20 protein-coding genes are annotated in these 20390 nt (G+C 72.9%); 7 read left to right on the top strand and 13 right to left on the bottom strand.

The features are described from left to right. Nucleotides 1-13: 13 nt before the first annotated feature. From ACSP50_RS18345 to ACSP50_RS18330, 5 genes are all read right to left on the bottom strand, one after another. Nucleotides 14-1045: a phosphatidylinositol-specific phospholipase C domain-containing protein gene (locus ACSP50_RS18345; RefSeq protein ID WP_014690741.1), complete on the bottom strand. Its 1032-nt coding sequence runs from the start codon at nucleotides 1043-1045 to the stop codon at nucleotides 14-16. 52 nt (nucleotides 1046-1097) lie between these two features. After that, nucleotides 1098-1247, bottom strand: coding sequence for a hypothetical protein (locus ACSP50_RS41990; protein ID WP_155123539.1), 150 nt, complete (start codon nucleotides 1245-1247; stop codon nucleotides 1098-1100). A gap of 39 nt (nucleotides 1248-1286) precedes the next feature. Continuing rightward, entirely contained in the window at nucleotides 1287-2600 is a 1314-nt protein-coding gene (gene nhaA, locus ACSP50_RS18340; protein ID WP_014690740.1) for a Na+/H+ antiporter NhaA, read from the bottom strand. A 126-nt stretch (nucleotides 2601-2726) separates the two neighbouring features. Further along, the gene (locus ACSP50_RS18335) at nucleotides 2727-3188 is read right to left on the bottom strand and encodes a DUF3618 domain-containing protein (RefSeq protein ID WP_014690739.1); all 462 of its coding nucleotides are present in this window, start codon (nucleotides 3186-3188) and stop codon (nucleotides 2727-2729) included. Further along, entirely contained in the window at nucleotides 3175-3612 is a 438-nt protein-coding gene (locus ACSP50_RS18330) for a phage holin family protein (protein ID WP_014690738.1), read from the bottom strand. Before ACSP50_RS18330 ends, ACSP50_RS18335 begins: the two co-directional genes overlap by 14 nt. A 217-nt stretch (nucleotides 3613-3829) precedes the next feature. Between ACSP50_RS18330 and ACSP50_RS18325 the strand changes: the two genes are divergently transcribed. Further along, entirely contained in the window at nucleotides 3830-6463 is a 2634-nt protein-coding gene (locus ACSP50_RS18325) for a hypothetical protein (RefSeq protein WP_014690737.1), read from the top strand. A 158-nt stretch (nucleotides 6464-6621) separates the two neighbouring features. Continuing rightward, nucleotides 6622-7650: a DUF2510 domain-containing protein gene (locus ACSP50_RS44020; RefSeq protein WP_014690736.1), complete on the top strand. Its 1029-nt coding sequence runs from the start codon at nucleotides 6622-6624 to the stop codon at nucleotides 7648-7650. A 14-nt stretch (nucleotides 7651-7664) separates the two neighbouring features. Here the strand turns inward: ACSP50_RS44020 and ACSP50_RS18315 are convergent, their stop codons facing one another. Beyond that, nucleotides 7665-8210 carry a DUF2231 domain-containing protein gene (locus ACSP50_RS18315; RefSeq protein WP_052311625.1) on the bottom strand — a complete coding sequence of 182 codons (546 nt, stop codon included), beginning with the start codon at nucleotides 8208-8210 and terminating at the stop codon, nucleotides 7665-7667. Here ACSP50_RS18315 and ACSP50_RS18310 point away from each other — a divergent pair. The 3 genes from ACSP50_RS18310 to ACSP50_RS18300 all read left to right on the top strand — a co-directional run bounded on the left by ACSP50_RS18310 (nucleotide 8182) and on the right by ACSP50_RS18300 (nucleotide 10116). After that, a complete protein-coding gene (locus tag ACSP50_RS18310; protein ID WP_231956965.1) occupies nucleotides 8182-8412 on the top strand; it encodes a sensor histidine kinase KdpD in 231 nt (76 codons plus the stop codon). The genes ACSP50_RS18315 and ACSP50_RS18310 overlap by 29 nt on opposite strands. A gap of 107 nt (nucleotides 8413-8519) precedes the next feature. Then, entirely contained in the window at nucleotides 8520-9353 is an 834-nt protein-coding gene (locus tag ACSP50_RS18305) for an EamA family transporter (RefSeq protein WP_231956964.1), read from the top strand. A gap of 58 nt (nucleotides 9354-9411) precedes the next feature. Beyond that, entirely contained in the window at nucleotides 9412-10116 is a 705-nt protein-coding gene (locus tag ACSP50_RS18300; RefSeq protein WP_014690732.1) for a VC0807 family protein, read from the top strand. Between the two features lie 12 nt (nucleotides 10117-10128). Here ACSP50_RS18300 and ACSP50_RS18295 read toward each other — a convergent pair whose 3' ends face one another. From ACSP50_RS18295 to ACSP50_RS18285, 3 genes are read right to left on the bottom strand one after another with little or no spacing between them, the layout of a single operon-like run. Further along, nucleotides 10129-11487, bottom strand: coding sequence for a PI-PLC domain-containing protein (locus ACSP50_RS18295; protein ID WP_014690731.1), 1359 nt, complete (start codon nucleotides 11485-11487; stop codon nucleotides 10129-10131). 51 nt (nucleotides 11488-11538) lie between these two features. Further along, nucleotides 11539-13086 (bottom strand): glycerol-3-phosphate dehydrogenase/oxidase, encoded by a 1548-nt coding sequence (locus ACSP50_RS18290; RefSeq protein WP_014690730.1) that lies wholly within the window; start codon nucleotides 13084-13086, stop codon nucleotides 11539-11541. Next, nucleotides 13083-13676 (bottom strand): TetR/AcrR family transcriptional regulator, encoded by a 594-nt coding sequence (locus ACSP50_RS18285; protein ID WP_014690729.1) that lies wholly within the window; start codon nucleotides 13674-13676, stop codon nucleotides 13083-13085. The genes ACSP50_RS18290 and ACSP50_RS18285 overlap by 4 nt, the downstream gene beginning before the upstream one ends. Nucleotides 13677-13741: 65 nt before the next feature. On the opposite strand from ACSP50_RS18285, the gene ACSP50_RS18280 reads away from it, so the two are divergent. Beyond that, nucleotides 13742-15256, top strand: a complete 1515-nt coding sequence (locus ACSP50_RS18280) for an FAD-binding oxidoreductase (RefSeq protein ID WP_085945643.1) — start codon at nucleotides 13742-13744, stop codon at nucleotides 15254-15256. Beyond that, entirely contained in the window at nucleotides 15253-16134 is an 882-nt protein-coding gene (locus ACSP50_RS18275; protein WP_014690727.1) for a diacylglycerol kinase family protein, read from the top strand. Before ACSP50_RS18280 ends, ACSP50_RS18275 begins: the two co-directional genes overlap by 4 nt. Nucleotides 16135-16243: 109 nt before the next feature. On the opposite strand, the gene ACSP50_RS18270 is transcribed toward ACSP50_RS18275, so the two are convergent. The 4 genes from ACSP50_RS18270 to ACSP50_RS18255 all read right to left on the bottom strand — a co-directional run bounded on the left by ACSP50_RS18270 (nucleotide 16244) and on the right by ACSP50_RS18255 (nucleotide 20149). Continuing rightward, on the bottom strand, nucleotides 16244-16888 hold the full coding sequence (locus tag ACSP50_RS18270; protein WP_014690726.1) for a DUF5825 family protein: 645 nt from the start codon (nucleotides 16886-16888) through the stop codon (nucleotides 16244-16246). Nucleotides 16889-16901: 13 nt separating this feature from the next. Then, nucleotides 16902-18815, bottom strand: coding sequence for a RiPP maturation radical SAM C-methyltransferase (locus ACSP50_RS18265; protein WP_014690725.1), 1914 nt, complete (start codon nucleotides 18813-18815; stop codon nucleotides 16902-16904). Nucleotides 18816-18828: 13 nt separating this feature from the next. Beyond that, nucleotides 18829-19887 (bottom strand): hypothetical protein, encoded by a 1059-nt coding sequence (locus ACSP50_RS18260; protein WP_014690724.1) that lies wholly within the window; start codon nucleotides 19885-19887, stop codon nucleotides 18829-18831. Between the two features lie 103 nt (nucleotides 19888-19990). After that, nucleotides 19991-20149, bottom strand: a complete 159-nt coding sequence (locus ACSP50_RS18255) for a thiocillin/thiostrepton family thiazolyl peptide (protein ID WP_014690723.1) — start codon at nucleotides 20147-20149, stop codon at nucleotides 19991-19993. Between the last annotated feature and the right edge of the window lie 241 nt (nucleotides 20150-20390).

Raw genomic sequence — 20390 nt, 5'->3', positions numbered from 1 at the left:
GCCCGCCGGGCGGTTATCCGCGGTCGGCCACGATCGCGTCCACGGCGGGCATCGACGACCAGTCGGAGGAGGCGACACTGGCATGCGCGGCGGCGACCTGCGCCACCCGGGCCTTCGCCGCGGCGGTGTCGCCGGCGGTGACCACCGGGGCGATGTTTTGCACGTCGGTCATCACCAGCAGATAGTGGTTGGTGTCGTACCAGGCGGTGTCGATGCCGCCGGTCACGTAGGTGTTCGCGTCACCGTCGAAGGTGACGAACCACGGGCGCAGCGAGGTGTCCGGGTAGCGGGTGCGCGGGTCGCCCTTGGCCGCGTTGTGCACCGCCGGGAAGATCTGCGCCCGGCTCAGCGTGCCGGCCGCCTTCAGCGAGGCCAGATACCTCGCGTACTCGGTGTCGGTCCACAGCGTGTCGGTCGGGTTGCCCTCCTCGACGGTGCCCGGGATCACCTCGATGATCACCTTACCGGCCAGCTGGGCCCGGGTCGGCCAGGCGTTCGCCTTCGCGGCGGCGTCCAGCGACGCGTACGAGCCGAGCAGGTCGGCGGGCTTGAACACGGCCGCGCCCAGGTGCGCCGCGATCGCCGCGTCCAGCTGCGCCGGCCCCTGGCCGGTGCGACCGCTGAAGCCGGTCTTCAACTCCAGTTTCAGCACGAGCGGGCCGGCGTCCGGGTGCGCGGCGAGCCACAGCCGGATGTCGTCGAGGCAGTACTCCAGGTTCTTGTTGGCGCGGCCGGAGTACAGCCCGGACGCGCTGGTCGCCGCCACGCAGTTGTTGGCGTTGCCGAGCGGGTTGCTGTGGCTGACCTTCCACTCCCGGGTGATCACGTCGGGCCAGACGTCCAGCTCGATCAGGCCGGGCCGCTGGTCCAGCGCCTGCGCGAGGTAGGCGAAGGTGGCCGGGTCGTACGTATTGTGGATGCCGACCGTGGTGGTCTGCGAAACCTTGCTGCCCGATCCGGCGGCCTGCGCCGGGGTGCCGGTCACCGCGACGGCGGCGACCAGCCCGGTGACCGCCGCGACCCCGCGCTTGAGGTGAGTGCGCACGTGTGATCCTCCGTTTTGCCGGCCGGCGCCACGCCGACCGCTCGGAGTCATATCAATCGAAAATCATGAACATGTCCATGCCTGCCGCCGACCCTCGGGCGAACAGAGCACGACCTCGGGCCTTTCGGCCGACCGCGGTGCGGCCGCGGACGCCGGGGCGCAGATGTCGGGTGACCGCCTGGAAGCCGTCCAGGTCGATCACCGGGATCCCGGTGAGTCGCCTGCGCCGGCCCGCGAAAGATCAGACCTCGGGGTGAGCGTCGTGCTGATAGACGTCCGGAACGCCGTCGGCGTCGGTGTCCACCGCCTCGGCCGCGCAGAGCCGGCGGTAGTGTCGATTGCGGAGCCGCAGGACCACGGACGCCAGCAGCGCCGCGGTCACCGAGCCGGCCAGGATGCCGATCCGGGCGTGCTCGCCGGTCACGCTGCCGGCGCCGAAGGCCAACTCGCCGATCAGCAGCGACACCGTGAAACCGATGCCGGCCAGCAGCGCCAGACCGAACACGTCCCACCAGCTCACCCCGTCGTCGAGACTGGCGCGGGTGGTCCGCTGCACCAGCCAGGTGGCGCCGAACACCCCGGCGCACTTGCCGGCGATCAGGCCGGCGGCGATCCCCAGAGTCACCGGGTCGCGCAGGGTGGCGCCGAGCCCGCCGGCGCCGGCCAGCGGGACCCCGGCCGCGAAGAACGCGAACAGCGGCACCGCCACCCCGGCCGACAGCGGCCGCCACCGGTGCTCGAAATGCTCGGCCAGGCCCGGGCCGGGCCCCTGCGCGCGGCGCACGACCGGAACCGCGAAGCCGAGCAGCACCCCGGCGACGGTGGCGTGCACCCCGGAGGCGTGCACCAGCACCCAGGTGGCCGCGGCCAGCGGCAGCAGCAGCCACCACGCCCGCACCCGGCGCTGCACCAGCACCGCGAAACCGGCCAGCGGCAGCAGCGCGGCCAGCAGCGGCAGCGGATGCAGGGCGTCGGTGTAGAAGACCGCGATGATGACGATCGCCAGCAGGTCGTCCACCACGGCGAGGGTCAGCAGGAAGGTGCGCAGCGCCGCCGGCAGGTGGGTGGCGATCACCCCGAGGACGGCCAGCGCGAACGCGATGTCGGTGGCGGTCGGCACCGCCCACCCGGACGGCACCCCGCCGGCGGCGGTGACGTTGACCGCCGTGTAGATCAGCGCCGGCGCCGCCATCCCGCCCAGCGCGGCCGCCACCGGCAGCGCCGCCCGGCGCGGGTCCCGCAGGTCACCGGCGACGAATTCGCGTTTCAGCTCCAGGCCGGCGACGAAGAAGAAGATCGCCAGCAGACCGTCGGACGCCCACTGTGCGAGGGTCAGATCCAGGTGCAGCGCCGGCACCGCGGCCCGGGCCGCGACCAGCGCCTGATAGGCGGCCGACCACGGCGAGTTCGCCCAGATCAGGGCGATGACCGCGGCGCACAGCAGCAGTGCCCCGCCGACGGTCTCGGCGCGCAGGATGTCTCCGATCCGGCTGACCTCGGGCCAGCTGCCGCGGCCGAACAGGGGACGACGCGGGCGGGACGGCGGTGCGGACACGGAGCTCCTCGGGAAGCGGGCACGGCGGACAGTCGCCGACCAGACTTCCCGGCACACCTGAACTGAACCTTACCCCGCGACGACGGCCGGCACGGCGGGCGCCGTGCCGGCCGGGTGCGGCGGGGCTCAGCGCCGGCGGCGGCGCAGGAGCAGCACGATCACGCCGAGCAGGGCGGCCGCGGCGATGACGGCCGGCGGGACCGCACGGCGGGTCGCCGGGCTGGTCTGCTCGACCACGGTGCTCTTCGCCTCGGCGATCCGGTCCTTCGCCGTACCGGCGATCTCGGTGCTCTTGGCCTTGACGGTCTCGACCGTGTCGGCGGCCTTGACCTTGGCGGTCCCGACCGTCTCGGCGGCCTTGACCTTGGCGGTCTCGACCGTGTCGGCGGCCTTGACCTTGGCGGTCTCGACCGTCTCCGCGGCCTTGGCCTTGGCGGTCTCGACCTTCTCCCTGGCGGCCTGCTTGGCGCGGCCCTTCACGTCGGTCTTCGCGACCAGCGCCTCGACCGTGGCGCCCAGGTCGGCGCGGGTCTGCTGGATCTCCTCCCGCAGGTCGTCGGGATCGGCGGGAACGTCAGGCCTGGTCATAGTGGTTCCGTCCTCGCTGGGCTGCGGTCTTCACGGTCTTGACGTCGGCCTCGACACTGTCGATCGCGGCCTTGGGGGCCAGCGGCGTCGCCTCGGCCAGCTTCTTCTTGCCGAGCAGCGCGGCGACGCCGGCCGCGGCGAAGACGACGACCGCGACGATCAGCACCGACAGCCACAGCGGCAGGACCAGGTCGAGCAGGACGACGGCGAGGGTCAGCAGCAGGCCGAGCCCGTACAGGGCCAGCACGCCGGCGCCGCCGAAGAGCCCGCCGCCGACACCGGCGCGCTTACCCTTCTCGGTCAGTTCCGCCCTGGCCAGGGCCAGCTCGTCGCGAACCAGCGTGGAGATCTGCGCGGCCGCCTGGCTGACCAGGTCGGCTGTGGACGCCGTGCCCGGCGTCCCGGTACGCAATGAGTCGCTCATCGCGGTGTTCACCTCCTTGGTGCGTCACCGAGAGGTGTGCCCGCGGACCCGCCGGACGAAACGGCGATCACCCTCCTACCCTTCGTAGGTGAATGGGAGAGATCGACCGCTGTGCCGGTTTGTTCGATGCGCTCATGCACTGATCGGAATCGTTGCGGATCTCCCCCGACTCCTGAAGATTTCCCAGGTGAATGTGTCCTATGGGGAGGTTCAGGCAGTGTCGCCTCGACAACGCAAGCTTTTGATCTCCAGCGTGGCGCTGGTCACCGTGGTCGGGTTGATCCCGTCCGGTGCCGCGGCCGCGCCCGGTGGCCAACCACGGCCCGAGCCGTACCAGCGTCACGTGCAGGCCGCCCAGCAGCGGGCCGCGCTGCACGCCGGGTTCAGCTCCCGATCCGCCAAGGCCGACGAGGACGAGGGCGAGGACCCGGAGGAGATCGCCGAACAGGCCGAGCAGTACGCCGAGGCGCGATCCGCTCCGGGCATCGTCGCCCCGGGCGCCTACACCGCCGCCTGGCAGCAGCTGCGGTCGCTGAAGTCGACCGGGGGCACCTGGCAGCAGGTCACCGACCGGCCGTACAACTCCGACGACCCCCGCTACCGCGACGTCAACAGCAACTCCTCCGGCGGCGCCGGCTTCGTCACCGGCCGGGTCACCGGCCTGGCCGCCGACGACCACGGCTTCGTGTACGCCGGCGCGGCCAACGGCGGCGTCTGGCGGTCCCGCACCGGCGGCGGCCACTGGCAGCCGATCGCCGAGCGGGTCCCGTCCCCGTCGACCGGCGATCTGCGGCTGGACCGCTCCGGCCGGCTGTGGTGGGCCACCGGCGAGGGCAACACCAGCGCCACCTCGTTCGTCGGCAGCGGTGTCTACGTGCTGAGCCACCCCCGGACCGGCCGCTTCACCACCCGGGACCGGGTGGGTGGCACCGAGCTGGAGAGCACGATCATCCGCAAGCTGCGGATCTTCGGCGACACCGCGTGGGTGGCGACGAACCGCGGGGCGTTCAGCCACTCGATCAAGAAGCTGTCCGGGCCGTGGAAGCAGGAGTTCGTGCCGAACCCGGACTTCCTGCCCGGCGGCGCGCAGGCGGGCGACGCCAACGCCCCGTACAAGAACATTGTCAACGACTTCGCCGCCGACCCGAAAGACCCGTCGAAGGTGGTCATCGCGGCCGGGTGGCGCAGCGGCGACACGTACAACGGCTTCTACACCCGCGTCGGCGGCGTCTGGCAGCGGACCACGCTGGCCGGCGACATCGCCTCGGACGCGGCGAACGTGGGCACGGTGACCTTCGCGGCGGCCGCGGACGGCTCCCGGTACTACGCCATCGAGGAGTCGCCGACCCAGCTGACCACCAACCCGGACAGCGCGCTGCAGGGCATCTACGTGTCCGCGTCCGGCTCGCCGTTCGGGCCGTGGACGCTGTCGGCGGACTACCACAAGCTGGCCGCGTCCGGCTCGGCGCTGACCGATCCCGGCTACATGCCCGGCATCCAGGCCTGGTACAACCAGTTCCTGCAGGTCGACCCGACCGACGCCAACCACGTGTACCTGGGCCTCGAAGAGGTCTTCGAGACCACCGACGGCGGGGCGAACTGGACCGTGCCCGGCCCGTACTGGAACTTCGGCTTCCCCTGCTGGTCGATCGACCCGGGCAAGCAGACCGGTGACTGCCACCAGACGGTGCACGCCGACCAGCACTCGGTGACGATCGGATCGAACCACGGCAGGACGTACGTGGTGGTCGGCGACGACGGCGGCACCTTCCGCCGGCCCGTCCGCGGCGCCGCCGACGCCGCCGGGCACGCCACCGACTGGACCCCGCTCAACGACGGCTCGATGGACGTGCTGCAGTACTACTCGGTGGGCGTCGGGCGCGACGGCAAGGGCCTCGCGGTCTCCGGCGGCCTGCAGGACAACGGCCAGTCCATCCTGCGCCCCGGCGACCGGGCGATGGGCTCCAACTTCGGCGGCGACGGCGGGGACACCATCGTCGACCCGGGCAACGGCTGCAACATCGCCGAGGAGTACGTCTACCTCGACGTGTGGGTGACCAACAACTGCGCGGTCAACGACGGCGCCTGGACCACCGACCGCAGCAAGGCCACCAGCTACGAGGTCGCACCGCCGGACAACAAGACCGGTGAGGCGCGCTTCATCGCCCCGCTCAACCAGGACCCGCGCGACGCCACGGTCTGGGTCGCCGGCGGCCGGCACGTCTGGCTCAACACCAAGGGCTACGCGATCCGTTCCGGTGCCGAGTGGACCAACCTGTTCGACCTGGGCGCCGGGCACACCGCCACGGCCGTGTCCACCTCGGGCGGCCTGGTCTACGCCGGTTGGTGCGGTCCGTGCAACAACCAGGGCTTCACCCGCGGCATCGCGGTCGGGCACACCGACGGCACCGGCTGGCACCAGCTCGCCCTGCCCGACCTGCCCAACCGATACGTCTCCGGTTTCGACGTCGACCCGGCGAACCCGAACCACGTGGTCGTCGCGATCAACGGCTTCTCCCGGCGCTGGACCGAGGGCCCCGGCGCGGGCATCGGCCACGTCTTCGAGTCGACCGACGCCGGCGAACACTGGACCGACATCTCCGGCAACCTGCCGGACATCCCGGCCGACGCGGTCAAACTGGTCCGCGGCGGCGGGCTCGTCGCGGCCACCGACAACGCCGTCTTCTACCGGCCCGCGCACGCGCGGTCCTGGCTGGTGCTCGGCCGCAACCTGCCGACCACGGCGACGCTCGAACTGCGCACCGACCCGACCGGGCGCACGCTGTACGCGGCCACGCACGGCCGCGGCATCTGGTCGTACGACGTGAGCAAGCTTCCGCGCTCGCGCTGACGGCACGGCCGCGCGGTGGGACCCGTCTCCTATCGGGTCCCACCGCGCCGCCCTGTCATGCGAGGACACCGGCCCGCGAGAGCCGCCGCGCCTGATTCCGGCACCCGACAGTCGCGGCGGATCCTCAAGACGCCGGCGCCGGGCCCGATGGTGGGGCCATGAGCAACGATCCGCCGCAGCTGCTGGACGCCTCCCTGACCCATGGCGACGCCGGGGCAGCTACCGGCGGGTCGTCGCCGGCGGGCTGGTACGCCGACCCCGGCGGCACGTCCACGTTCCGGTGGTGGGACGGGCAGCAGTGGACCGGCTTCGTCCAGCCGGCGCCGCCCGCGCCGCCGGTCGTGGAACCGGCGATCGGCGAGCCGGTGGTCGCGGCCGGGACGGCATCCCCCGCCAGCCGCGGACGAAGCCCCCGCCGAGCCACCGTGGTCGTCGCGGCGATCGGTGCGGCGGTTCTGGTGGCCGGTGGCGCCATCGCGGCCGTAGTCAACTCGTCGGCCGAGTCCGAGCTCTGCGGCCTGATCGGTGACCGGCAGTCGTTCGCCCGCGCCGCCGGGGATGACGCTGACGACGTGGGCAGGGTCGCGGCGGTGGCCGAGCGGATCCACACGCTCGCCGGGCGACTCGTCTTCTCCCGCGACCTCAAGGATGCGGGCGCGGGCTTCGCCGATGCCGTGCAGACCATGGTCGCCCTGCGCCGCGCCGGCTTCGATGACACCGCGACAGCCGGTTCCGCCACCACCGCGCGGATGGCGGAGACAGCGGTGTCCGCCGTCGAGAATCTGAGCCGGATGCAGCGATCCTGCGGGCTCCCGGTCACCGGGCAGCTCGCCGCTGACACGGGCGCCTCAGCCGAGACCGCCGACCGGGCGGCCCAGTCGGACGTGCGCGGCGCCATCGCCGCCGTCGAGGAGGCCTACACCGAGATGGGCAACACCTACCCGGACACCGCGATCGCCGGCGACAACAGCTCTGGCGGCACGCCCCAGGTGGCGGTCGGCTCGTCGACGGAGAAGATCACGCTGTCCGACAAGACGAAGCTGTACTACGTCCCCACCTCTGCCGACACCTACAGGATCTGCGCGACGAACGTCGGCGGCAGCGGCAAGTGGTACCGCTACGACTCGTCACAGGGCGGGTCTGTCGGCGCCGTCAGCCCGCCCGCCGACCCGGCGAGCTGCGCCTGAGGGATCGCTCCGGTTCAGTCGCCACGCCCGGTGTCGGTGGTGCTGAAGCCGCCGGTCCAGGCGGCCTTCGCGCCCGAGTCGCCGATCCGGTACATGCCGTAGACGCCGGCTGCCGCCGCGGCCACCGCCAGCACGGTCACGATCCCGGTGACGGCCGCCGAGCGCGGCGCAAGGAACGCCCGGCCGCCCGGCGTGGCGGTGGCCTCCCGGTGCCGCCACCAGACGAGCACGGCGAGGACCGCGATCGGCAGCGCGTAGAAGATCGCCGAGTCGCCGAGTTCGGCGTGCCGGTGGACCAGGTCGCTGCGCGGCACCCGCTGTTCCAGCCACTCCCCCGCGCTGGTGGTCAGCGGAGTGAGCAGCACGACCACCCACGCCAGGACGACGTTGAACAGGGCCAGCCGGGCGCGGGCGGCCGGCCACAGCGCGGTCAGGGCGAGCAGCAGGGCGCTCAGCGGGAGCAGGGCGACGACCGCGTGCACGAGCAGGATGTGCGCGGGTAGTCCGTTGACGGAGCGCGGGGCGCGGCCGGTGACGTTGGCGGTGCGGGACGACGGCACCGGCTTCGCCCCGGCGGACGCCGGACGGCTGTTCGACCGGTTCGCCCGCGGTCACGGCGACCAGCGCCGGTTCGGGCTCGGGCTGGCGCTGGCCCGGGAGGTGGTCACCGGGCACGGCGGCGTCATCGAGGCGGTCGGCGAGCCGGGCCGCGGGGCGGTCTTCACGGTCCGGCTGCCCGCCGCGCGGACCCGATCGGATTAGCCCGGCCGGTCGGCCGCCTGCGGGCGACTGACCTGCGCCTTCCCGGTCGGCATCATCGGCGGCATGAGCGTGTGCGCAGGGCCCGCCGACACCGGAGCCGGCCGGCCGTGACGGCGGTGGCGATGCTGGCCGCACTGGTCGCGGCCGGCGGTTGGGGCTTCTCCGATTTCCTGGCCGGGGTGCTGGCCCGCCGGATCCCGGTGTTGACCGTCCTGATCGGTTCGCAGATCGCCGCCATGCTGGTGGTGCTGCCCGCCGCGGCCGTGCACGAGCGTCCGGCGGCCTGGGACGGCCGGCTCTGGCTGGGGGTGGCGGCCGGCCTGGTCGGGTTGCCGGCGATGGGCCTGCTGTACCGGGCGATGCGGGACGGTTCACCGGCCGTGGTGGCGCCGGTCGCCACGGTCGCCGCGATGGTCCCGGTCGGCTGGGGGCTGCGGCACGGCCCCGGGGTCGGCACGGTGACCTGGCTGGGTGTGGTGGCCGGGCTGGCCGGCGCGACGCTGGCGAGCTGGCCGGCGCCGGGCGGGGATCCGGCGCTCGGGCGGCGGCCCGCGATGCTGTGCGCGCTGGGGGCGGCGGCCGCGTTCGGCGTCTATTTCGTCCTGTTGCACGAGGCCGGTGCGGCGGACCCGTTCTGGGCGCTCGCGGGTGCCCGGGTGAGCGGCGGCGCGGGGGCGCTGCTGCTGGCGCTCGGCCTGCGGGAGCGACACACTGTCCGATTCCGGTCACCCATCCTGCTGGTCGGTCTCGCCGACGTCGTCGCGGACGGGGCGTTCCTCGTGGCCGCGGCCGCGGCGCTGGCCCCGGCAGCGGTGGTGACCTCGCTCTACCCGGCGGTCACCCTGCTGCTGAACCGGTGGTTCCTGCGGGAACGTCTGCACGCGGTGCAGCTGTACGGCGTCGTCGCCGCGCTGTTCTCGGTGGCGTGCCTGGCTCGGTGACGGGGACGAGAACGATCAATGAATCGTGTTACCTTCCAGCTCTTTACGGGGGGATACGATGCAACCGTCCAATACCGCACCACCGGCCCGCCGCGGCGGGCTGGCCGCCGCGCTGCGCACCTGGGTGCCCACGATGGTGTTCAACCTGGTGCTGCCGCTGATCACCTATCAGGTGCTGACCGGCCACGGCGCCGGTGAGGTGACCGCGCTGCTGGCCAGCGGCGTGTGGCCGGTGCTGGAGACGGTGGTGCTGCTCGCGATCCGCCGCACCTGGGACGAGTTCAGCATCTTCACGCTGATCCTTCTGCTGCTCGGAGTGGTGTCGGCGCTCGGTTTCAACAGTCCGCGGCTGATCCTGGTCAAGGAGTCGGCGATCACCGGCCTGTTCGGCGTGGCCCTGCTGGTCTCGCTGCTGGCGCCGCGGCCGCTGATGTTCTACTTCGGGCGCAAGTTCGCCACCGACGGCACCCCGGAGTCGATCGCCTGGTGGAACGGGATGTGGCAGTTCCCCGGGTTCCGGCACAGCCAGCGCCTGATCACCATCGTCTGGGGCATCACCATGCTGTCCGAGGCGCTGATCCGGATCGCCCTGGCCTACGTGCTGTCCACCGGCACGATGCTGGTGGTGTCCAGCATCCTGCCGTACGTGGTGTTCGGCGGCCTGGTCTTCTGGACCGTCACCTACGGCCGGCGTCAGGGGCGTCGCGCCGCCGCCCGCCAGGCCGAAGAGGCCGCCCGCCAGGCCGAGGCGAACCCCGCGTGAGGCCGGCCCGGCTCAGTACGCATAGGTATTGAGCTGTGCCACCGCGCCGGCCGCCGCACCCAGGTCGTACCGGTCGACGGCCAGGAAGTTGGGCTTCTTGCGGGCGGCCGGTGCGCAGAACCGCTCGGCCCGGTTGAGCGCCTTGGCGTTGTCACCGGCCGCGGTGGCCGCCATGGGCACGTCCCGGAAGTGGTTCATGACGAACAGCGGGCGGAACCCGGGCGCGGTCGCGGTGAGCGGGATGCCGGCCGGGCCGGCACCGGGCCAGCGGCTGTAACAGGACCAGTCCGAGGCGCCCGCTCCGGAGCCCATCGACCAGTAGTTCTCGACGGTCCACTCCCGCTGGTACTGCACTCCGAAGCTGTCCCGGGTCAGGCCGGCCGCCTGGTCCGCAGCCCGGTCGTGGTCGGTGAAGATCAGCAGGCGGTGGTTGGTCCGGCGCAGCTCGGCCAGGGTCGGCCAGCCCCGCTCCCGGACACCGTCGAGGTCGGGGCGCAGGAGCATGGCGGGCAGCGCGGGCACCCGGGCCAGCTCGGCGCGCAGCACGCCGGGGTCCACATAGTCCTCCAGGAAGACGGTGGCCACCTCGTCCGGATGCGCGGTGAGGAAGTCGGTGATCCGTTTGAGGTCGACCCACAGCGCGACCGGACGGGACACCAGCGTGCAGCTGTCGTGGCAGAGGATCGCACCGTCCGGCGTCTGGTGCACGTCGAGCATGAAACCGCGTACGCCGTCGGCGAGCTGCCGGTCGATACCGCGTACCTGATTGGGGAAGAGGTTGATGATCGGCGGCGCGAAACCACCGTCGGCGCCGTTGGCGTACGCGTTGTGCGCGGTGAGGAAGGTGACCTGGTCCAGCGTCCGATCCGGCTCGGCCGGCAGCGCGGCGCGCACCGGGGTCAACGGCGTCAGATACCAGTGGGCCTGCGGCCCGGCGGCGTCCAGCCCGAGCTGGTCGGCCCAGCCGGCACCGCCGGGCACCAGGCTCAGGTAGCGCTCCGCGCCGGGGTCCCTGACCAGATACTGATCGTCGCCGGCGCCGGTGATCTGCCACCGGGTGTTCGCATCCGCGCACGGCAGCATGGCCGGAGCCGTCGCCGTGCGGCCCAGGCAGCGCCCCGGCCCGTCGATGCTCTCCAGCCGCCAGGCGTCGCCGTCGGCCCGCAGGGTCCACTGCTGGTGGTCCTCGTCGCCCTTGGGCCGATGCTGCGCGAGCGTGTCACCGGTCGCCGCGGCGGCAAAGCCGGTGATGACGCTCTGCAGGTAGTAGCCGCCCGGTGCCGGTGCCGGTGCCGCGGCGACGGGCACGGCCGAGGCGGGGCCGGCGGCCAGGATCGGCACCGTCCAGACGATCGCGGATAGTGGGCGCATGCCGGGTCCCCTTTGACACGAGCATCTAAAATATTGATGTACGTCTATACCCTACGACCCCTGCATGGCAAGACCCCGGCGCAGGATCGTCTCGGCCACGCCGGCCGCCCGGGTCCGGTCGGCCGGCACCAGCCCGATCCTGGTCCGCCGATCCAGCAGGTCCGCGGCGTCCAGGGCACCCTCGGCGCGCACCCCCCACAGCAGCTCGGCCCCGGTCACCGCGATCCCCTCGGCGACCGGCTCGGCCAGACCCGGATCCTCGATGGCCAGGGCGGCGACCGCGGTGGCCTCGGCGCCGTATCGCGCGACCAGCCGGCGCGGCGCGCCGCTCCCGGCCAGCCGCTCCGGCGACGCGGCACCGACCAGGGGCAGTCCCGCCGTGCGGCAGCGCCCGGCGGGCAGACCCGCGGACCGCAGGGCGGCATCGACGGCGTCCCGGGCCATCCGCCGGTAGGTCGTCAGCTTGCCGCCCACGATCGTGGTCACCCCGGCGGGCGAGGTGACCACCGCGTGCCGCCGCGACAGATCGGCGGTGCTGCCGGCACCACCGGCGAGCAGCGGGCGGAGGCCGGCGAAGGCACCCACCACATCGGCCTCGGTCAACGGCACGTCCAGCACCGTCGACACCACGTCGAGCAGGAAGCCGCGCTCGGCCGGTGTCGGCTCCGGGACGTCCGGCACCGGACCCTCGACCGGCTCGTCGGTCAGTCCGAGGTAGGCATGGCCGTCCGCCTGCGGCAGCACGAACACGAACCGGCTGGTGGTGCCCGGGACCGGCACGGTCAGCCCGGCACCGAGCCGGCCCAGCACGCCGGGGCGCAGCACCAGGTGGGTCCCGCGGGAGGGGCGCAGGCTGATCGTCGGGTCGAGCCGGTCGGCCCAGACGCCCGTCGCGTTGACCACCGCGCGGGCGCGCAGCCGGTGGCGCTCGCCGGTGAGGGTGTCGCGCACCGACGCGCCGCCCCCGGTCAGCTCCTCGACCCGGCACCGGGTGATCACCCGCGCCCCGAAGCCGGCCGCCGTGCGGGCGAGCGCCACCACCAGCCGGGCGTCGTCGACGAGTTGGCCGTCCCAGCCGAGCAGACCACCCCGCAGGCCGCTGCGCCGGACCGCGGGCACCAGCCGGTGCACCTCCACCGGGGTGATGCGCCGCGATCGGGGCAGCCGCCCGGCCGGCGTGCCCGCCCCGGCGCGCAGGAGGTCGCCGGCGGCCAGGCCGACCCGGGCCAGCCCGGCCTGCCCGGCGGAGAGCAGCGGCGTCAACGGGATCACCGAGGGCAGCGGGGTGATCAGGTGCGGGGCCACCCGGCGCAGCAGGATGTCCCGTTCCACGGCGCTCTCGTAGGCCAGCCCGAGGTGCCCACCGGCCAGGTACCGCAGGCCGCCGTGAACCAGTTTCGAGCTCCACCGGGAGGTGCCGAACGCCAGGTCGTGGGCGTCGACGGCGGCCACCGAGAGGCCTCGCGAGGCGGCGTCCAGGGCGACCCCGGCGCCGGTCACGCCGAGGCCGACGACCAGCAGGTCGACCGTGGCCCCGCCGGCCAGCTCGTCCAGCTCGCGAGCGCGGCGCCCGGCGTTGAGCGCGGTCCCGGCGGTCACGGCGCGAGGTAACGGTCGAGGAGCAGGCGCAGCTCGGTGTCCAGGTCCGCCTCGGTGACCTCGTCGGTCATGGTGGCCGACGAGACGACGAAGCCGTGCAGGGTGAGCAGCAGGCTGCGGCCGAGCAGGGCCGGCGGGCCGGTGCGCACCGAGCCGTCGGCGTGCCCGGCGGCGATCGTCTCCGCCAGCAGTGCCAGCATGCGGTCCTGGCTGGTGCCGCGCCGGTCCACCAGATAGGGCAGCAGCACCTCGGGGTCGAGCTCGAGGATGCGACGGAACACCGCGTTGTGCCGCAGCCGCGTCGCGCCGGTGGTCAACCCGTTCACCAACCGGTCGCGGGTGTGCCGGCCGGCCGCGCCCTCCTGGGCGCGCAGTGCCAGCTCACCCCACTCCCTGGTCATCAGGTCGGCGACCAGGGACGCCATGTCGGGCCAGCGGCGATACATGGTCATCCGGGACACGCCGGCACGCCGCGCCACGTCGGTCAGCGTGGTGCGACGCAGCCCCACGGCGAGCACGCACTGGCGTGCCGCGTCGAGCAGGGCGTCGTCGTCCGTCCGGCTCCCGGGGGTGTTACGACTGGACATCATGTGTCACAGTGTAACCCGTGAATGAGCTTACCGACCCGGCGCGGTGGGGCACGCCCGCCGCCGCCATGACCCTCTCCCCCACCGTGCTCGACATCCTCGGGTCCGCCCTCGGGGTGACCGGGCCGCGGCCCGCCGCCGAGTCGGTCGAGCTGCCCGCCGCCGGCCTGTCCGAAGCGGTGCTGCGGGATCTGCGCGCGGCGTGCCCCGAGGTGGCCACCGACGACGCCGCCCGGCTGACCCACGCGGCCGGCAAGTCCACCGAGGACCTGCTGCGCCTGCGCGCCGGGGTGGCCGCCGACGCCCCGGACGCGGTGGCCCGCCCGGCGACCGAGGACGAGGTGACCGGGCTGCTCGCGGTCTGCGGACGCCACCGGGTCGCCGTGGTCCCGTTCGGCGGCGGCACGTCGGTGGTCGGCGGCCTCACCGCACGCCGCGACGGATACACCGGGGTGCTCGCGCTCGACCTGGCCCGGCTGGACGGGCTGCGGCACCTCGACCCGGTCTCGCGCACCGCCACCTTCCAGGCCGGCATCCGGGCGCCCCGCGCCGAGGAGCTGCTGGCCGCAGCGGGTTTCACCCTGGGCCACTTCCCCCAGTCGTTCGAGTACGCGTCGCTCGGCGGTTTCGCCGCCACCCGGTCGAGCGGGCAGGCCTCCGCCGGGTACGGCCGGTTCGACCGGATGGTGGTGGGTCTGCGCGTGGCCACCCCGATCGGTCTGCTCGAGGCCGGCCGCGCCCCCGAGTCGGCCGCCGGGCCCGATCTGCGCCAGCTGATGCTGGGCTCGGAGGGTGTGTTCGGGGTCATCACCGAGGTCACCGTCCGGATCCATCCGGCGCCGGCCGAGCGGCACTACGAGGGCTGGAGTTTCGCGTCGTTCGAGGCCGGCACGGCGGCGGTCCGCGCGCTCGCGCAGGACGGCCCGCTGCCCACCGTGCTGCGGCTCTCCGACGAGACCGAGACCGCGATCAACGCGATGACCGGCGGCCCGCGGGGCGACGGCTGCCTGGCCGTCATCGGCGTCGAGGGTGAGACGCGGGACGTGGCGCGACGCCGCACGGAGCTGGAGCGGCGGCTCACCGAGCTCGGCGGCACCCCGCTGGGTGCGGCGCCCGGCGAGGCGTGGCGGGCCGGGCGGTTCCGCGCACCGTACCTGCGCGACGCCCTGCTGGACGCGGGGGCCGTCGCGGAGACGCTGGAGACGGCGGCGTTCTGGGACCGGCTGCCGCAGACGTACGCGGCGGTCCGTGACGCCCTGATCGACACGCTCGCCGAGGCCGGCACACCGCCGATCGTGCTGTGCCACATCTCGCACGTCTACGACAGCGGAGCCTCGCTGTACTTCACCGTCGTCGCCGCCCAGGCCACGGATCCGGTGGCGCAGTGGCGCGCGGCCAAGACCGCCGCCAGCGAGGCCGTCGCCGCCTCCGGGGCGACCATCACCCACCATCACGCCGTCGGCCGCGACCACCGCCCGTGGTACGGCCGGGAGATCGGCGAGGTGGGTGCCGCCGCGCTGCGCGGCGTCAAGCAGGCGATCGACCCGGCCGGCATCCTCAACCCCGGCATCCTGCTGCCATGAGCCGGGACGTCTTCACCGCGGTGGTCAATCCGGCGGCCGGCGCGGGCACCGCCGCGGCCCGCATCACGGCGGTGGCCCGGGCGCTGCGCGAGGCCGGGGCGACCGTCCACGTGGCCTACACCCGGTCTCTGCAGCACGCCACCGAGCTCGCCGCGGCCGCCGCCGAGCACACCGTGCTGGCGGTCGGCGGTGACGGGATCGCCGGCGCGGTCGCCGCCGGCCTGCTGGACACCGGTGCCGAGCTGGCCGTGGTGCCGGCGGGGCGCGGCAACGACCTGGCCCGGGCCGTCGTCCCGCTGCCGGCCGATCCGGCGGCGGCGGCACAGGCGCTGCTGCGGACGCCGAGCGGACTCGTCGACGTGGCCGAGGCCGGCGGGCGGGTGGTGGCGGGCAGCGTGTGCACCGGGATCGACGCGGTCGCCAACGACCTGGCCAACCGGCGGCTGCCCCGCCGGCCGGCGGCCTACCAGCTGGCCGCGCTGCTGGTCATGCTGCGGTGGCGCCCGGTGCGGTACACGCTCACCGTCGACGGGGTGACCGCGTCGTTCACCGGGCACACCGTGGTGGTCGCCAACGCCCCGTGGTACGGCGGGGGCCTGCGGGTCGCCCCGCACGCCCGCCTCGACGACGGCCTGCTCGACGTGGTGACCGTCGGCCCGCTGCCGCGAAGCCGGATGATCGGCGCGCTGGCCGCTCTGCGGCACGGCAGGCACCTCGGCCTTCCCGGGATCACCACCCGGACGGTCCGGGAGATCACCGTCGCGGCGAACCGGCCGCTGCCGGTCTACGCCGACGGCGAGTTCCTGGGCACGGGCCCGGTGACCATACGGGTCCGGCCGGCCGCTCTGCGACTGATCGGAGCGGGCGGCGCCGGCTGAGGGCCACCGCCCACCCGGTCTGCTGAGCTGTCGGCGGTCCGCGACCGAACCCGGCCCGGTCATCGCCCTCGGGAGCGGCGGCGTCCCCGGGTGTCCGAACGGTTGGTGGTCACACCTCCCAGGACGGCAGCGGCCAGCGCTGGAGCCGGTAGGGTGCCCACCAGACGTCACCGCAGACCGGGACCACGAGATGCTGACGTTCGAACAGCGCGACGATCCGCTCCGGTACGGCCTCGCGGCCCCGGCCGGCCAGCAGCGCGTCGATGGCGGCGAGGTGGTCGGGGTCGCTGACCGTCAATCGGCGAAAACCCTGGTGCCGACGGTCGCGGATCTGCACGAAGCCCGGTCCGCGACGCAGGAAACACCGGCCCAAATGGTATTTCGCGCGCCAGGCCGCCAGCGTCTCGGCGGCGTGCGGACCGTCGAGGGTCGCGGGTGGGAACAGGTGGCTGAACACCCACCAGGGCGCGCTGTCGGCGGACAGCTGGGCGTGCCACGCGACGTCCATCCCGTGGCTGGTCAGTTCGCGGACGAAGGAGAGCGCGGCGAGGGTGTGCTCGGCGGACGGCTCGGGCCCGAGCGCGATCGGGTCGGCGATCGACACGAACCGCGCGCCGAGCCGGTAGGCCCGGCTCGCCTCACCGGCCACGTCGTCGAGGAAGGCGCCCTCGCCCAGGTGTGCGTGCGCCGCGGCGTCGCGATGGCGCCAGCGGGCGTACCGGACACTCGCCCCGTTCATCGATGTCGCGGACATCTCGATTCCCCTTTCACACGGCCACCGGCGCCGGTGGCCGATCGGCCGCTCGCCATTGCCGGCCGGCGAGAATGCGCAGCAGCCTCTGGTTCTGGTCCTGGGTGACCACGTGGATCATGCGGCCGGCGTCGCTGAAGTACAGGCCCAGGCCATCCCAGCGCTCGAGGACCGCGTCGATCTCGGCGACGGTCGCGCCGGTGCGCCGGCCCACCTCCCGGTGCAGGAACGCGGCGGTCCGCGGTTGGTCCAGCAGGTCGAACAGTGAGCGTTCCACCGGCGTGCCCAGGCGCACGGTGCGCCAGTCGAAGCCGGGGCGGGTGTTGGCGATCGTGATGCCGTCGTCGTCGGCGAAGTAGGACAGTTGGCTGCGCCAGTGCTCGCCGCGCCAGGTGTCCAGCCCGGCGCTCAGCCGCGCCGCCAGATCGTCGCCGATGCCCCGCTGCGGCGCCTCGAACAGGTACGCGAGATCGAACAAATCCGCCTGCGGCAGGTCATAGCAGAGTTCGTACTGGCGAGCCGGGCGTCGGTCGGCGAAGCCCAGCTCCGGCTTCTCGAAGTACGGGCTGAACCGCTGGATGCCGAGGCGGTCGTCGGCGCCGGCCGGGCAGAGATGGTGCAGCCTCGGGAACTGCTCGATGACCGGAAGGTAGTCGTCGTCGGTCTCACCCGGAAACCCGTACAGGTAGTTCCAGATGACGGTCAGGCCGAGCGATTCGGCGTCGCGCAGCATCCGTACGTTCTGGCAGCCGGTGACGCCCTTGTCCATGAGCTTGAGCACGTTCGTGTTGAGGCTCTCCACCCCCGGCTGGACGCACACCACCCCCGCGTCGGCGAGCACCTTCAGCTGGTCGTAACGGAGGTTCGCCTTGATCTCGTACATCATCCGCAGGTCGATGCCGGCGGCGGTGAGCCGCGGCAGCAGCGAGTCCAGGTAGGCCATGTCGAGGATGTTGTCGACCACGAGCAGGTCCAGGACGCGGTGACGTTCGGCGAGCGTGACGATGTCCTCGAAGAACTTCGACGGACGTTTGCTGCGGAACGTCATGCTGGCCCCGTTGAGCCCGCAGAACGTGCAGTGGTGCCGCTCGCCCCACCAGCAGCCGCGCGCCCCCTCGATGACCAGCCGGGGCTCCACCCACCGCCGGGCCTGCGAGGCGCCGAATCGTTCGAAGTACTCGTCGTAGTGCGGCAGCACCATGGCGTCGGTGGCCAGCGGCTTGCGGCCGGGCCGGTTGAACACCGGGGTCCCGCTGTCGTCACGCCAGCACAGGCCACCGATCTCCGCGATGGGGGGCCCCTCCCCGCGCACCGACCGCAGCAGGTCGGGGAAGGCCAGCTCGCCCTCGCCGCGTACGACGAAGTCGACGAAGCCGAAGTTGCGGTGCATGGCCTCGCCCTGGGTGTCCTCGCAGTTGGCGCCACCGAAGACGGTGACGGTGCGCGGGGACAGCTCCTTGAGCCGCCGGGCGACCGCGAGCGACGCCGTGACGGTCTGGAACGTGGTGGTGAAGCCGACCACGTCGGGTGCGTCCGCCGCGATCCGGGCGGCAAGGTGGTCGATGAACTCGCCGGCGTGTTCGTGCAGCCACAGGGTCGTCGCCAGGCGGGCGCGGTCGAAGCCGGGCACGTCGTCCGGCGCGAACGCCTCGACGAACTCCGGCACCCGCCACGACGGGTCCGTGTACAGGGCGGAGGAGAACACCCAGTCGCCGTGGCCGAGGTAGCAGCTTTCCCGGTCGTAGTACTTGTAGTCGTCGTACCGGAAGGCGCGGCGCTCGGTCACCCAGTCGACGAACTCGAGGTTTCCGTACACCACGTCGACGCGGGCGCCCGGGAACTCCCGCAGAGTCAGGCTCTTCAGCAGTCCGAGGGCGAGCGAGGGCATCTCGATCGGGCTCCACGGCACACTGACCAGGACGACGTGCATGATGATGCCCCCTTCAAGGTGTCACGGGCGACGTGCACACGAGTTGCCGGGCGAGGGCGCCGAGTTCGCGTTGCAGGTCGGCGGTTTCCCGGCCCGAGACGTCCTCGTTGGCCCGGGCCAGTAGGTAGCAGAACAGGTAGCGCTCCACCAGGCTGAAGCCGAGCGTGTGCAGACAGCTGTAGAGCAGGCTGGTGGCCAGCCGGAAGGCCAGGAAGTCCGGATCGCGATGCAGCAGATGCTCCAGCTCGGCCGACAGGTACGTGTGGAAGCGGGTCGGCGGCAGCGGCACCGCGCGGCCCGCGTTCAGGTCCTCGATGCTCAGGCCGGCGTTGACGACCCGGCCGGCGCGGAACTCGTCGCGCACCGGACTGAAGTGCCGTCGCACCATCGCGACCCAGCCGCCCGTCACCGGGTCGTCGCTGGACGGACCGGAAACCGCACAGGAGCGCACGAGGTCGCGGGTGTACCCGCCGAGGCGTTCGTAGTGTGCGGCGTACCGGCGTTCAAACGAGTCGGGATCGGTGGCCCGGGCGTACACCCCTTCGTAGTGCGACCGGTAGCTGAGCAGGCGCAGGCTCAACAATTCGGCGTAGCCGCGCGACGGCAGGTCGCGTTGCTCCGACTCGAGCAGTGTGGCCCCGGCGTTGGCGAGCATGAGCCGCACCGCGATCCGGTAGCGATCGGCCGGGTCACCGCCGAGGGCCGGCAGCAGCTGGACGAGCAGGGGGGCCGCCGCCCGGTAGAGCCGCCGGGCGACGGCGCCGAATCCCGGCCCGCCGAGCCCGGCGTTCCACAGCGGTGACGGCACCTCCTCGACCGGCGCCTCGACCACGTCCGGCCGCAGGTCGTGGGCGGCGGCCACCCGGCGTACCCGGTCGGCCGCCTCGCCGGCGCCGAGGTGGGCCGAGGCGAGGCTGACCTGGAAGCAGTCGGCGCCGGACGTCTGTTCCCAGGTGCGGACGAACCAGTACTCGCCGGGCCAGGGCCGGGCGGACGCGAACAGGTCGGTAAGGAAGCCATGAACGCGTCCCGGCGCGCCGTCACTCATCGGAATCGTCACGAACACGTGCACGCGGACCTCCTGACATGGTGGTAGCCCGTCCGGGAAGGACGGTGGCCGCTGCCGGGGCCGTCTCCGGGAGACGGCCCCGGCAGAGGTCTGCCCCGTCGCCGGATCAGGACGAGGACGAGGACGACGAGCTGCAGGCGCAGCCGCTGGTCGTGCACGAGGCCGCCATGATCTGCGACAGCGTCTCGTCCTCGGTGCCCGAGTCCTCGATCAGATCCGAGATCTCCAGGGCGTTCAGGTCGAGCTCCTCATCGATGTTCTCCATGCCTATCACCTCCCCCCTTCTCCATACCAGTCAAGGTACCCGAGAAGGCGTTCAAAGAAAGCCCTTGAATAGCCTTTTTTCAGTCTGGCATCAGCATTACAAGTTGCTTTTGAGCAGGGCAAACTCCAGTATCCCGACCGGCATCCGATCGGGCAGGAAAAGCACGCATAATCGAGTTTTTTCGGCCAGCGACTACCGCGTCGGCGGCATCCGCCAGAGAATTTTTCAAATGTTTACCAAG

Origin of the sequence: Actinoplanes sp. SE50/110, assembly GCF_900119315.1 — a bacterium.
Lineage (GTDB): Bacteria > Actinomycetota > Actinomycetes > Mycobacteriales > Micromonosporaceae > Actinoplanes.
The sequence above is the reverse complement of the archived record's forward strand: the minus strand, read 5'-3'. Positions and strand labels throughout refer to the sequence as shown.